Source organism: Bradyrhizobium sp. LMG 9283, assembly GCF_045571415.1.
In the GTDB taxonomy this organism is placed as follows: Bacteria; Pseudomonadota; Alphaproteobacteria; order Rhizobiales; family Xanthobacteraceae; genus Bradyrhizobium.
The window spans coordinates 6,334,461-6,348,020 of sequence record NZ_CP120691.1; the positions used below are offsets into that span (position 1 = coordinate 6,334,461).

The following is a 13,560-nucleotide window of genomic DNA, read 5'->3' on the forward strand; positions in this document are numbered from 1 at the left end:
CTAACCTGCGCTAGGACGCTCTGTTCCAGTTTTCCCGAGCCAAAAGGCTGCCGCCCAGGCCTGCACGGAACCCGCAATGCCATCGAAGAGTGCCGGGATCATCGCCTATCGGAAGCGCCGGAATGTCGAGGTTCTCCTCGTCCATCCCGGAGGGCCGTTCTGGCGCAACAAGGATCTCGGCGCATGGTCGATCCCGAAGGGCGAGTACGCGGACGGAGAAGACGCAGAGATTGCCGCGCGACGGGAGTTTGCCGAGGAGCTCGGACTTCAGCTGTCCGTGCCGCTGATCGCGCTTGGCGAGGTCAGGCAGCGCGGCGGCAAGCTCGTCACCGCCTTCGCGGCCGAGCTGGACATCGACGTGCGCAGCATTCGCAGCAACACGTTTGAGATGGAATGGCCGCCGCGCAGCGGCAAGCGGCAGGCCTTTCCGGAGGTCGACCGCGCGCAATGGTTCACGCTGGAAGCGGCGCGGGAAAAGATCAACGCCGGACAACGTCCGCTGCTCGATCGGCTGGAGCAACTGACTGGCGGCGAATAGACGCGTCGCTCTGCTCGCCGACCGCGCCCTACTCCGCCTTGATATTCGCTGCCGCGACGACCTCGGCAAGCTCCTTAGTCTCCTTCGCGATTTTCGCGGAATAGTCGGTCTGGCTGAGCACGGACATGACACCCTGCGAGCCGAGCTTCTCCTCGACTGCCGGATCCTTGGCAGCGGCGACGATCTCCCGGTGCAGCATCTCCAGGATCGGTGCGGGCGTCGCTTTCGGCATGAAGAAGCCGACCCAGAACGAGATGTCGAAGCCGGGATAGCCGGCTTCCGCGACGGTGGGCACATCCGGCAGCGCCGGCAGCCGCTCGGCCGACGACACTGCCAGCGCGCGCAGCTTGCCGGCCTTGACCAGCGGCGCGGCCGAGAGCGGATCGAACACCGCCAGCACCTCCTGCGCGAGAATGCCGACCTCGGCGGCCGAGCCGCCGCGATAGGGCACGTGGATCAGCTTGATGCCGGCCTTCTGGCTGAGCAGCTCCATCGCCAGATGAGCGAGGTTGCCGTTGCCACCGGAGCCGTAGGGAAGTGCGCCCGGCGCGGCCTTTGCCGCAGCGACGAGATCGGCCACCGATTTGATATTCGCCGTCTTGGGGTTCTCGGGATTGACGACGAGGACGAGCGGCGCCGACACGACCGTGGTGAGCGGCGCGAAGTCCTTTTCCGGATCGTAGCGGATCTCCTTGAACAGCGTCTTGTTGAGCGTGATCGTCGACGAGTTGCAGGCGAGCATGGAGTAGCCGTCCGCATCCGCACGCGCGACGCCTTCGGCGGCGATCATACCATTGGCGCCGGCGCGGTTCTCAACCACGAAGGGCTGCCCGAGCTTGTTGCCGAGGCGACCGCCGATGATGCGCGCGACGACATCGACCGGGCCGCCCGCGCTGAAGCCGACCATGATCTTGACTGGTCGCGACGGGTATTTCTGCGCCACGGCCTCCGTCGCCAGAACGGCGATGGATAGTCCGGTGATGACTGCCAGCAGGCGGGCCGCTCGTTGCATTCGTTCTCTCCCCAGACCTCTTGAGGCCGCTTGTGCATGCTTGTGGGTGCAACGCATTCGAATATCATGATTAGCGGCCGTGCCGGATTTCGCAATCGCGTTGGGGCGCCCGCATTCCGCCGCACGGCAGGTGCGCCCCGCTTGCAAACAAAAAATGCGAAAACAACCCCATGCACAGTATACGGGCCCTGTCAGAACAAGGACTTGCGCGAGGGAAACGACTTTTTTCGGATTTATGAAAATCAATTTTGACTCGTCGAGACTGAGCAAGAATTACTGGTTTTGGCGGAGTCAGGCCGGTGTGGGCGACCGATTGCGATCGGAGGCGGGTGATTGATCCAGAAGGCCTCTGGAGCAAGCTGGATGCCCTGCAGGAGGGCTGCGAGGGTGCCTCGGCCAGGAGCGAGCGTCTTTGCGAGGGCGGCCAGAAACACGTCTAAGCCAAGAATGTTGAGCACGCGGGTAAAGTTGTAGCAGAGCGCCATCAGGTTCCACTCACCGCGGACCTTATCGAAGCCGCGGACCAGGAAATGACGATAGCCGGCGCGGCATTTGAGCGTGCCAAACGGATGCTCGACGATGGCAAAACGACGGCGCATCAGCTCGCCTGCACCCTGCATCCGCGCGCGATGACGTTCAAGAACGCCTTCATGCTCCCAGCGACCGATCGTCCGGTAGGCCGCGTTCGACGAGAGACACTGGACCTTGAGCGGGCAGGTCCTGCAGATCGCTCCGCGCGCCGCATAGCGGATCTCGATGCGGCCGCTGGTGTTCTTTTGCCTGCTCTTCATCGGATGTAGCGGTTGGCCGGCAGGACAACGGTAGGTGTCGGTTGCGCCATCATAGTTGAAGTCCTTGAGGGCAAAGCGGCCTTGCTTCTCGAGCCGGGCGTTGCCCTCCGGCACCGGCACATAGGGCGTGATGCCATCGTCTTCACAGGCCTTCAGTTCGCGACTGCTGTAATAGCCCTCATCTGCCAGCGCCTGCAGGGCCCCGACCTCGAGAGCCTCTTTTGCCGCCATGGCCATCGCATGTAGCTGGCCGGCCGACATCGCTGCTGTCGTTCACCACCTCGCTGGCGACAATGAGCTTGTGCTTGTCATCGACGGCGGTCTGCACATTGTAGCCTGCGACGCCCTGGCCGCTCTTGACCAGAAGCCGGGCATCCGGATCAGTCAGGGATAGCTGCGTCGCGCCATTCTCTTCCAGCCGAGCAAGGTCGCCTTGTGCGCGCAAGCGCTTCGCCAGCAGCGCCGCGATCTTCGCACCGATGTCGCCGCCACCTCCGCCGCCGCCATCGGGGCCATCCTTGCCCGGCTTCTTGGCTTCCGCGGCATCATTGTCCTCAAGGCACTTGCCGTAAGCCTCGATCTCTTGGTCCAGCTTGATGATCTGATCGGCAAGCCGTTTGCGCGTAAAGATGCTGGCCTTGCTGGCGTCGCCATGGAAGAACGAGCCGTCAATTGCAACAACGCTGCCGCCGACAAGACCAAGCTCGCGCATCAGCAGCACGAAGCTGCGGTTGGCTGCCTTCAGCGCCGCCCAGTTCTCTTTGCGGAAATTGCCGATCGTCCGATAACCCGGCTTCAGATTCCTCAGCAGCCAGATCAGTTCCAGATTGCGGCCGGCCTCCCGCTCCAACCGACGCGACGACCTGATTTGGTTGATGTAGCCGTAAAGGTAGAGCTTCAGCAGATCGGCTGGATCGTATGGCGGCTGGCCGACCTCTTCAGCCTTGCGATCCGCATGGCGAAAGCCGAGCTTGGCAAGGTCGAGGACACGAACGAAGCTCTCAATCGCCCGGACGGGGTTGTCCGGTCCGACATAGTCCTCAATCCGAGCAGGAAGCAGGCTGGCCTGGTCGCGGCTCTCGCCGGTCTTGAATGTGCGATTCGTCATGAACAGAATCGTACATCAACTCACCAAAATGCCGAGTTCTTGCTCAGTCTCGTCGGGCAAAACAGTGGCATGATGGCATCATCGCAGCAGTCGTGAGCGTCCCGGCCTCCCCGACCGCGGCCGTCCCGATGCGGTTGCGCCTAAACCCTTCATCGACATCCCGAAATTCGCATTCGCGCGCAGCAGCGAACGGTCGCTCGCGCGCGCCTGCGTCAGCAAAGGACACAGCACATGACGACGGTTCTCGAACGCCACATCACATCGCCGCTTGCGGCAAACGATCGCAGCGGCCCTCTCGCGAGCCCGCGCATAAAACTCTACAAGCGGCGCATCGCGATCAGCCATCCCGACCCGCAAGCCGGCGAGCAACTGCTGGCCGAGGCGCTCGGCGCCGCCGATCGCGACGCGCTGCATGGCATGCTGAGGCAATTGGTCAAGGCCAGCGCAATCGGGCAGAAGCCCGATGAGGCCAACCTCGCCTTCATGATCTCGACGATCAAGAGCATCGCGCCGAAGGATTCGATCGAGGCCATGCTGGTCTCCCAGATGGTCTCCGTCCATGTGGCGGCCATGCGCTGCGCCTGCCGCCTCGCCTGCACGGACGATCTTGCGCAGCAGGAGGGTGTCACCCGCGCACTGACCCGGCTCTCCCGCACCTTCGCCGTTCAGGTCGAAGCGTTGAACCGCCACCGCAACAGCGACGAGCGCGCGATCACGGTGCAAAACCTGTCGGTGCAGGACGGAGGACGGGCGATCGTGGGCAATCTCACGCAGCATGCGAGCGTACTCGTTGCGGAAGCGAGCTCGGACGTTGTGCAAGCGGCGAGCCGATGACCGGCGACCACGCCCGCAACACGGCTCCGATGCAGTCAAGCCTTCGCTGCGGCGCGAGGACCCGCGACGGCAGTACCTGCCGCGCACCGGCCACGAAGGGCAAGGAGCGATGTCGCATGCACGGTGGAGCAAGACGATCGGGAGCGCCGGGAGGAAACCGGAATGCACAGAAGCACGGGTTGTTCACCAGGGATGCGATCCAAGAGCGAAAACAGATCGATTCCCTGCTGGATGAGGCGCACAAGCTGCTGAAGGAGATGACCTGATCTCCCGAGCCGCGTCTTCCTGCGGTCGCGACAGCGCATCCGCAGGTCGGCCTGCCACGACCGGCACGGCAACACGGCAGCCCTCACCCGTCCCGCCGTCCGGCAGCGCCGCCAAGAAAGAGCTTCCATGCCTTTTCGAAATACAGCTTCCGCTCCCTGGCCGAGGCGAGCGGCTTGTAGCCGAACATCGCAAGCGTCGTGGGACCGACGATGATGCTGTTGATGAGAAAGTCGGTCAGGAAATTGACGTCACCCGACACGATGCGCTGATCGGCCTGAGCTTTCGTGACCGACGTCCGCAGGAGCGACATGATGGCATCGGGCTCAGGCTGGGCGTGGCTTCCGGCGGTCACGAGGCTTTCGCTCGCGGCGATGCGCTTGAAGGCCACCAGTTCCGGATCGAGATTGAGGTCGAGCAGCAGGCTTGCCAGCTCCTTGAGCTGCGCAAGGCTGTTTTGACCGGATTGCCTTACCTGAAGATCAGCTAATCGTCCCATGATCCGTTGGCGGCTTCGCTCGAGCACCGCGGCGAAAATCACGCGTTTCGACGGATATCTCCGGTAGATGGTGTCCTTGCCCGCCCCGCATTCCGACACGACGCGCTCCATCGAGGTCGCGGCATAGCCATCGCGGGCGAACAATTCTGCGGCAACGGCAAGGATCCGCTCCTCGATCGCCCGCGCTTCTTCCTTGGTCGGCCGTCCGCCGCGCCCTTCGCCGCTAAGCCTCTTGGCGTGTTTGCCGGTCTTCAATGCCGTCTTCATGCCTTCCCCTGCGGTCCCAGAATCGGTCTGGACTTTTAATAGTTCTAAATAAGCGAAAGCGCCAACCGCATAACTGGACAGCTCCGTCCCGTTTTGTTTTAAGCCGGTCTTGCAGATTTTGGGTGGGGTTTTGAAATGGGAATGACCGGGGGATCGCAGCGGACCCTGCGAGGCGCTGCACTTTTGCTTAGTTCTACGACTTTCCTGGCACTGGACGTGCCGGCCTTTGCACAAGGCTCCCAGCTGCCGCCGGTCACGGTGGACGCACCGCAAGCGCAACGGGCGGCGCGCAACGTGACATCTCAGCGTCCGCAGAGCGCCACGCGGCGCAACGCCGGGGCGGGGAATTCCAGCACACCGGCGCCGGCTCTTCCGGGCGCGACGGGTTCGGCGACAACCCGGCAGGACACGCGGGACCAGGTGCTTGCCACCAGCCAGTCGACGGCGACGAAGACGTCCACGCCGGTGCTGGAGACACCGCAATCGGTCACCACGGTAACCCGCCGTCAGATCGATACGCAGAACCCGCAGACCGTCGGCAATGCCTTGCAATACATGGCAGGCGTTCTCTCCGAACGCGACGCGACCACGCGCTATGACAGCGTGTTCCTGCGCGGGATCGGCGGCTTCGGCACCTCGACCAACTTCGTCAGCTTCCTTGATGGATTGAAGCTGCCGCGCGGCCAGGCTTTCGCGGTGACGTCGATCGACGCGTTCCTGCTCGACCGCATCGAGGTCATCAAGGGTCCCTCGGCCGTGCTGTACGGACAGATCAGCCCCGGGGGCCTCGTCAACCTGGTCAGTCGCCAGCCGAGCGACATTCCCTACAACGAAGCGCGCATCGAGGGCGGCAGTTACGGCCGCATCCAGGGCGGGATCACCAGCCAGGGTGCGCTGGACGCTGCGCATCAATGGCTCTACAGCATCAGCGCGATCGGCCGGATGTCGGGTACGCGCTATGACGACGTGGAGGAGCAGCGCTTCGGCGTAGCGCCGGCGATCACGTGGCGCCCGGATGCCGATACGCAGCTGACGGTTTCGGGCTTCTATCAGCGCGATCCGAAGGGCGGCTATTTCAACTCGCTCTATCCGCAATCGCTGGCGTCGGCAGCATACCGGCCTTATCTCAATCGCAATCTGAACATTGGAGACCCCGGGTTCGACCGTTTCGACCGCGAGCAATCGGGCATCGGCTATGTGTTCGACCGCCGCCTCAACGAGGTCGTGAGCTTCCACTCGGCGCTGCGCTACTCGAAAGTCGACACCGACTTCCAGTCGCTCCAGATGGCGGGCCCGCTGACCGCGGCCGGGACCATCCCCCCGCGCGGCGATCAGATCGATCGAGAATGCCGAAGGGATCGCCGCCGACAACCGCCTGCGCTTCGACTTCAGAACGTCCGCGGTCGAACACACCGTGCTTGCCGGCTGGGACCAGCAAAACACGCGCAGCTCATGGCTCTATCAATTCGGCGGAGCGACAGCGCTGGATGTCGTCAATCCTGTCTATTATCAACCCGTGGGAACCCTGTTCCCGTTCATCAACAATGGCCAGTCGCTGACGCAGACCGGCATCTACGTCCAGGACCAGATGAAGTTCGGCGGCTTCCGCCTGACCCTCGGTACGAGACACGATTGGACCGGGCAGACCAACGACAACCGGATCACCGCGACGAGGCAGTCGCAGGAGAGCGACAAACAGACCTATCGCGCCGGCCTGCTCTATCTCTTCGACTCCGGACTCGCGCCCTATGTCAGCTATTCGACCTCGTTCGAGCCGACCATCGGCGTTGGAAGCAACGGCCTGCCCTTCGTTCCCACGACGGGGGAGCAGTTTGAAGGCGGTCTGAAGTACAAGCCCGCCTTTGCCGACGTGCTGTTCACGGCGGCCGTATTCGACCTGCGCCAGCAGAACACGCTCACCCCGTCCGCCGTCCCGGGCTTCAGCGCTCAGCAGGGCGAGATCCGCTCGCGCGGTGTCGAGTTGGAGGCGCGCGGCAAGCTGACGGAGAACATCGAGATCATCGCGGCCTCGACCTTCCTCGATACGAAGGTGACGAAATCGACCGATCTCACCGCGGTCGGCAAGCGTCCGCAAGCCGTGCCGACGCATTTCGAATCGCTCTGGGCCAATTACAGCTTTCTCACCGGCGGCCTTGCCGGCCTGACCATCGGCGGCGGCGTGCGCTCGGTCGGTTCCAGCTATGGCGACGACATCAACAGCCTGGTGTCGCCGGGATACGTCGTGGTCGACGCCGCCGTGCGATACGATCTTTCCAATCTCGTGCGGGCCTGGAAGGGCGCGGAGGTCACGCTCAACGTCACCAACCTCTTCGACAAGAGCTACTACACGAGCTGCAGCTCGAACATCTACTGCCAGTTCGGAAACGGCCGGCTGGTGCTCGCGGGCCTGCGCTACAGATGGTGATCACATGACGTTGTACCGGCCATGACAGCAAGACGGCTGCGGTGGTGGTCCTGGATTCACAAATGGAGCAGCCTGATCTGCACGATCTTTGCGCTGCTGCTGTGTCTCACCGGCCTTCCGCTCATCTTCCATGAGGAGCTGGGGCCGAATCCTACGCTCGAGCAGGTCGCCGATCCCGGCGCCCGCGCCTCCGTCGATGCCATGATCGCCCAGGCGCTTGCCGAGCGGCCGGGCGAGATCGTGCCTTATCTGTTCTATGACCGCGAAAAGCCGATCGTGAAGATCCCGACGGCTGCCAGCATGACATCTGCGCCTGACACTTTTTTTTACAAGGTGTTCGACATCAGAACTGGCAAGGCGCTCACGGTTGGCCAGCCCAATGAAGGCTTCATCTACGTGATGCTGCGGCTTCATGCCGATCTGTTCGCCGGCATCAAGGGCACGCTGTTCCTCGGCGGCATGGGACTATTGCTGGTCGTCGCGATCGTCTCCGGCATGGTGCTATACGGCCCATTCGCAAGACGCCTCGGGTTCGGCGAAGTGCGCAGGCAGCACAGCAACCGGCTGCGCTGGCTCGACCTGCACAACCTGCTCGGCATCATCACGCTGGCCTGGTTCGGCATCGTCTCGCTGACGGGCGTGATCAACACCTTGGCCGCGCCGATCGAGCTGATGTGGCAGTCGAACCAGCTGATGGACATGGCGGCACAGAGTCAGGGAAAGGCGCACGGAGATCGGCGCGCGTCGGTCGATCTCGTTCTGGCCAAGGTTCGCGCGGCGGTGCCGGGAATGACGGTGACGACCCTCGCCTTTCCGGGCAGCCCGTTTTCCACGCCCAGTCACTACGCAGCCTTCCTGACGGGCCATACGCCGCTGACGAGCCGCATCCTCAAGCCTGCCATCATCGATGCCGCGAGCGGAGAGGTCGTCGCGGTGCGTGACATGCCCTGGTACGCGACGGCCTTGTTCGTCTCGCAGCCGCTGCATTTCGGCGATTACGGCGGCCTGCCGCTGAAAATCATCTGGGCGGCGTTCGATATCGTCACCATCATCATCCTGATCAGCGGATTGTATCTCTGGCTCGCCAGATGGCGCGCGGGCAGCACAGTCCCGGCCGGCACGAGAACGGCTCCGGCGGAGCTCGTCCGATGACGTCACGCCGAAGGCTCTGGACGGTTCCGGCCTTGCTAGCGATCGTGACGCTGTTCGGTTTGCTCGCTGCGTTGACCGGCGAAGGCGGGATCTGGTGGGCGCTCTCATGGGCGACGCTGACTGTGCCGTGCGCCTGCAGCTTCTATTTTCTCGCTCGAGGTCTGATGCCACCGCGCCCGGGGCCCTGACGTTACGACCGCCCGCACCGTCACTGCGCTGCGAGGACTCTGGACTTCTTCGGGGCCAGCTCGTCTACAACGTCCGGATCGTCGTCGTCGACAACGGCCTCTTCCTGACGATCTGCTTCCGCGCGTCGTTCCGGACTGATCCATCGCGAGACGCGGTCGAGATAAAGATAAACCACCGGCGTGGTGAAAAGCGTCAGGACCTGGCTGACCAAGAGACCACCAACCATGGCGTAGCCGAGCGGTTGGCGGAGCTCCGAGCCGGTGCCGTGGCCCAGCATCAGCGGCACGCCTCCCAGCACGGCCGCCATCGTGGTCATCAGAATCGGACGGAAGCGCAGCAGGCATGCCCGGCGAATGGCCTCGACCGGTGACATGCCCTGATCCCGCTCCGCCACGATCGCAAAGTCGACCAGCATGATGCCGTTCTTCTTGACGATGCCGATCAGCAGCACCAGTGCGATCAGCCCGATCAGGCTGAAGTCGAAGTGGAAAATGAGGAGTGTCGCCAGAGCGCCGACACCGGCTGACGGCAGGGTCGACAGGATCGTCAGAGGGTGAATGTAGCTCTCATAGAGCACGCCGAGGATGAGATACACCACGACCAGCGCCGCCACGATCAGCAGAGGCACCGAGGAGAGAGACTCCTGGAACGCCTTCGCCGTTCCCTGGAACGTGGAGGTGATCGCGGCCGGCACGTTCATCTGCCTTTCCATCGCGTCGATCGCCTGCGTCGCCTGGCCGAGCGCGACATTGGGAGCGAGGTTGAAGGAGATCGTCACCGCAGGAAACTGGCCCTGATGATTGATGGCCAGGGGCCGAACCGGCGCCGTGGTCCATTTCGCGAACGCCGATAGCGGCACCTCACCGCCCGTCGTCGGAGAGCGCAGATAGATCTGCTCCAGCGTCGACGGATTTTTCTGCAGCGAGGGCAGCACCTCGAGGACGACATAATAGGTGGACAACTGGGTCGAATAGGTCGCGATTTCGCGCTGCCCGAACGCATCATACAGCGTCGCGTCGATGATGTCGGGGGTCAGCCCGAAACGTGCGGCCTGATTGCGGTCGATCGACAGCGTCAGCGTAGTGCCCGACGTCTGCTGGTCCGAAGCGACGTCGCGCAATTCGGGCATCTGCTTCATCTTGTCGAGCAGCCTGGGGGCCCATGTGTTGAGCTGATCCATGTCGGTCGACTGCAAGGTGAACTGATATTGCGTGCGGGAGGCCCGGCCGCCGACGCGAACGTCCTGCGCCGACTGAAGATAGAGACGCGCGCCCTGAATCTTCGCCGTTTGCACCTGCAGACGGCGGATGACCTGGTCCGCCGACGCCGTACGCTCATCGCGCGGCTTCAACGTAATATACATATTGCCGTCGTTGAGCGTATTGCCGCTGCCGCCCATGCGCATGGCCATGTGGTCGATCGCCGGGTCCTTCAGCACGATCGCACCGACTTCCTGCATGTGCCTCGCCATGTCCGCGATCGACACGTCCTGCGACGTTTCGACGATTCCAGTAATCAGCCCGGTATCCTGCTGCGGAAAGAAGCCCTTGGGAATGATCACGAACAGATAGATCGTCAGTGCTATCGTCGCGAGGAACACCATCAAGGTGGCGAAGCGGAAACGCAGCACGAGGTCGAGGCCGCGTTCATAGCCGTTCACGAGGCCCTGGAACATCCGCTCGCTGAGCATATAGAGCCTGCCGTGATGCTCCTCGTCGTGCGACTTGAGGAAGCGTGATGCCATCATCGGCGTCAACGTCAACGACACCAGGGCCGACACGACGATCGTCATCGCGAGCGTCACCGAAAATTCCCGGAACAGGCGGCCGATGATGCCGCTCATCAGCAGCAATGGAATCAGGACGGCGATCAGCGAGACCGAGATCGAGATGATCGTGAACCCGATCTCGCCCGCGCCCTTGACCGCGGCCGCCATCGGCGTCTCGCCTTCCTCGATGTACCGGGTGATGTTCTCGAGCATCACGATGGCATCGTCCACCACGAAGCCGACGGCGATGGTGAGGGCCATCAGCGACAGATTGTCGAGGCTGTAGCCGGCCATCCACATCAACGCGCAGGCGCCCAGCAGCGCGAGCGGCACCGTGATCGACGGAATGATGGTGGCCCACATGCTGCGAAGGAAAACGAAGATCACCATCACGACGAGGCCGATCGTCAGGAGCAGAGTGAACTGCACGTCCTTCACGGCCGCCCGGATGGTCTGCGTGCGGTCCGACAACACCTTGATGTCGATAGCGGGCGAAATGCCCGCCTCCAGGTGCGGCAGCTGCTTCATGACATTGTCGACGGTATCGATGACGTTGGCGCCAGGCTGCTTGAAGATGACCAGAAAGACGCCGGGCTTGCCGTCGGCCCAGCCGTACTGGGTATTGTCCAGCGGCGCACTGACGGCATGGCCGATGTCGCCGACGCGGACGGGGCTGCCGTTGCGATAGGCAATGACGATGTCGTTCCACGCCTCGGCCTTGGTGAACTGGTCATTGGCATAGATGGTGTATGTGCGCGTGTCTCCGTTGAGGGTCCCCTTGGGGTTGTTGACTGATATCACCGACAGCGGGGTCCGGACGTCTTCCAGCGACAAGCCTTTGGCGACCAGCTTGGCGGGATCGATCTGGACACGGATCGACGGCGCCTGCTGCCCGCCGACACTGACCTGGCCGACGCCGCCGATATGGCTGATCGCCTGCGCGAGCTTGGTGTAGGCTTCGTCCGATACCTGGGTCATCGGCAGCGTCTTCGACGTGGCGCCAAGCAGGAGAATGGGCGAGTCCGCCGGATTGACCTTTCTGTAGGTCGGGGTGCTCGGCATTGTCTTGGGCAATTGGCCGCTCGCGGCATTGATGGCGGCGAGCACGTCGGACCCCGCCCCATCGATGTTGCGCGAAAGATCGAATTGCAGAACGATCTGGGTCGAACTGGTCTGGCTCGATGACGTCATCTCCGAGACGCCGGGGATCAGCGCGAACTGCGATTCGAGCGGTTGCGCAACCGAGGACGCCATGGTCTCGGGATCCGCGCCGGGAAGACTGGCGGAGACCTGGATGGTGGGGAAGTCCACCTCCGGCAGCGGCGCCACCGGCAATTGCGGATAGGCGATGATCCCGACGAAGAGAATGCCGACCATCAGCAGCGACGTCGCGATGGGCAGGCGAATGAAGGGAGCCGAGATGCCGCCAGCCATGTCAGTCAGCCGATCCGGCCCTGGCTTGAGCGGCGGTGGCGCCCACATCCGTCATCGGCGCGGCCGCAGCGACCAGCGGCTTTTCGTCGACCAGGGCGCCTTCGAACAAGCGCGACTGCCCGGCCACCACGATCCTGTCGCCGACGTTCAAGCCTTCGGAGACCACGGCATTCGCATCGCCGCTCTCACTGACCTTGATCGGCCTGATGCTGACCTTGCCATTGTCGCCGATCACATACGCGAACAGGCCGGACGGCCCGTGCTGCACGCCGTCCTGCGGCACGACGATGGCCTGCCTCAGCGTATCGACCAGCATCCGCGTGTTGACGGACAGGCCGGGCCACAGCGCGTTGTCCTTGTTGTCGAAACGCGCTTTCAGACCGATCGTCCCGGTCGCCTGGTTCACCGAATTGTCCATGATCGCGAGCCTGCCGTGCGACAGTGTCCGCGCTCCGTCCGAGGACAGCGCCTCGACGGGCACCTCGCCCGCTTCGAAGGCTTTGGCGATGGCCTGCAATTGCTCCTCCGGTTCCGTGAACTGCACGGCAATCGGCTGCAGCTGGGCGATGGTGACGATGCCCGTCGTATCGGCGGCATGCACGATGTTGCCGGGATCGACCAGCCGGAAGCCCATTCGTCCGCTGATCGGCGCCTTGATCGAGGTGTAACCGAGATTGGTCTGTGCGTTGTCGATGGCGGCCTGATCACCCTTCACCTGCGCGGTCATCTGATCGACCAGCGCCTGCTGGGTGTCGAGATTTTGCTGGGTCTCGAACTGCTGTTTCGCAAGCGTCTGGTAGCGCTGCAGGTTCAACTGATCGTTCTTCAGGCTGGCCTCGTCCTGTGCCTTCTTCGCTACCGCCTGCTCCAGGGCCGCGGTAAAGGGACGCTGATCGATCTGAAGAAGCGGATCGCCCTCCTTCACCATCTGCCCCTGCTTGAAGAATACCTTCGTGATCTGACCGTCGACGCGGCTCCTGACCGTTACCGTCTTGAACGGGGAGACGACTCCAAGACCGTAGACGTGCACGGGAAAGTCGGCCCTCTTCACCTCGAACGAGGTCACGGGAATCCTGACAGGAGCCTGACTGGAAGCGCTTTGGGCAGCCGCTTCGACGGGCTTGACGCTCCCGAGGAGCTCATACCACAAGCCAAAGGCCGCCACGGCTAGTGCAAGGATTCCAAACAGCGCAGCGCTGAGCTTCGGTCGCCTTGTCAGATTGATCGCCATCTAACTCTTCGTGCCCGCTTTCACATGTACCTGCAGCTTTGAACGGAA

At 63.0% G+C, this 13,560-nt stretch carries 11 protein-coding genes and 1 pseudogene; 6 read left to right on the forward strand and 6 right to left on the reverse strand.

Annotated features, from left to right (window positions below; all coding sequences use genetic code 11):
• The first annotated feature begins 76 nt into the window (after positions 1 to 76).
• The gene (locus P6U29_RS29795) at positions 77 to 538 is read left to right on the forward strand and encodes an NUDIX domain-containing protein (protein WP_407113931.1); all 462 of its coding nucleotides are present in this window, start codon (positions 77 to 79) and stop codon (positions 536 to 538) included.
• A 28-nt stretch (positions 539 to 566) separates the two neighbouring features.
• On the opposite strand, the gene P6U29_RS29800 is transcribed toward P6U29_RS29795, so the two are convergent.
• From P6U29_RS29800 to P6U29_RS29810, 3 genes are all read right to left on the reverse strand, one after another.
• Entirely contained in the window at positions 567 to 1,550 is a 984-nt protein-coding gene (locus P6U29_RS29800) for a Bug family tripartite tricarboxylate transporter substrate binding protein (protein ID WP_407113932.1), read from the reverse strand.
• A gap of 242 nt (positions 1,551 to 1,792) precedes the next feature.
• On the reverse strand, positions 1,793 to 2,572 hold the full coding sequence (locus P6U29_RS29805) for a transposase (RefSeq protein WP_407113933.1): 780 nt from the start codon (positions 2,570 to 2,572) through the stop codon (positions 1,793 to 1,795).
• Entirely contained in the window at positions 2,520 to 3,449 is a 930-nt protein-coding gene (locus P6U29_RS29810; RefSeq protein WP_407113934.1) for a transposase, read from the reverse strand. The genes P6U29_RS29805 and P6U29_RS29810 overlap by 53 nt, the downstream gene beginning before the upstream one ends.
• A 231-nt stretch (positions 3,450 to 3,680) precedes the next feature.
• Between P6U29_RS29810 and P6U29_RS29815 the strand changes: the two genes are divergently transcribed.
• Both P6U29_RS29815 and P6U29_RS29820 read left to right on the forward strand, forming a co-directional pair.
• A complete protein-coding gene (locus P6U29_RS29815; RefSeq protein ID WP_407113935.1) occupies positions 3,681 to 4,283 on the forward strand; it encodes a hypothetical protein in 603 nt (200 codons plus the stop codon).
• A gap of 29 nt (positions 4,284 to 4,312) precedes the next feature.
• The gene (locus tag P6U29_RS29820) at positions 4,313 to 4,549 is read left to right on the forward strand and encodes an HGGxSTG domain-containing protein (protein ID WP_407119452.1); all 237 of its coding nucleotides are present in this window, start codon (positions 4,313 to 4,315) and stop codon (positions 4,547 to 4,549) included.
• 83 nt (positions 4,550 to 4,632) lie between these two features.
• Here the strand turns inward: P6U29_RS29820 and P6U29_RS29825 are convergent, their stop codons facing one another.
• The gene (locus tag P6U29_RS29825) at positions 4,633 to 5,313 is read right to left on the reverse strand and encodes a TetR/AcrR family transcriptional regulator (RefSeq protein ID WP_407113936.1); all 681 of its coding nucleotides are present in this window, start codon (positions 5,311 to 5,313) and stop codon (positions 4,633 to 4,635) included.
• 141 nt (positions 5,314 to 5,454) lie between these two features.
• Between P6U29_RS29825 and P6U29_RS29830 the strand changes: the two are divergent.
• The 3 genes and pseudogenes from P6U29_RS29830 to P6U29_RS29840 form a co-directional block, all read left to right on the forward strand.
• Positions 5,455 to 6,039, forward strand: a pseudogene (locus P6U29_RS29830) (TonB-dependent receptor plug domain-containing protein); the annotation flags it as partial.
• Positions 6,040 to 6,727: 688 nt separating this feature from the next.
• Positions 6,728 to 7,738: a TonB-dependent siderophore receptor gene (locus P6U29_RS29835; RefSeq protein ID WP_407113937.1), complete on the forward strand. Its 1,011-nt coding sequence runs from the start codon at positions 6,728 to 6,730 to the stop codon at positions 7,736 to 7,738.
• A gap of 21 nt (positions 7,739 to 7,759) precedes the next feature.
• Complete coding sequence (locus tag P6U29_RS29840) at positions 7,760 to 8,890, forward strand: PepSY-associated TM helix domain-containing protein (RefSeq protein ID WP_407113938.1); 1,131 nt, start codon at positions 7,760 to 7,762, stop codon at positions 8,888 to 8,890.
• A gap of 208 nt (positions 8,891 to 9,098) precedes the next feature.
• Here the strand turns inward: P6U29_RS29840 and P6U29_RS29845 are convergent, their stop codons facing one another.
• On the reverse strand, positions 9,099 to 12,281 hold the full coding sequence (locus P6U29_RS29845) for an efflux RND transporter permease subunit (protein ID WP_407113939.1): 3,183 nt from the start codon (positions 12,279 to 12,281) through the stop codon (positions 9,099 to 9,101).
• 1 nt (position 12,282) lies between these two features.
• Entirely contained in the window at positions 12,283 to 13,512 is a 1,230-nt protein-coding gene (locus P6U29_RS29850; RefSeq protein WP_407113940.1) for an efflux RND transporter periplasmic adaptor subunit, read from the reverse strand.
• Between the last annotated feature and the right edge of the window lie 48 nt (positions 13,513 to 13,560).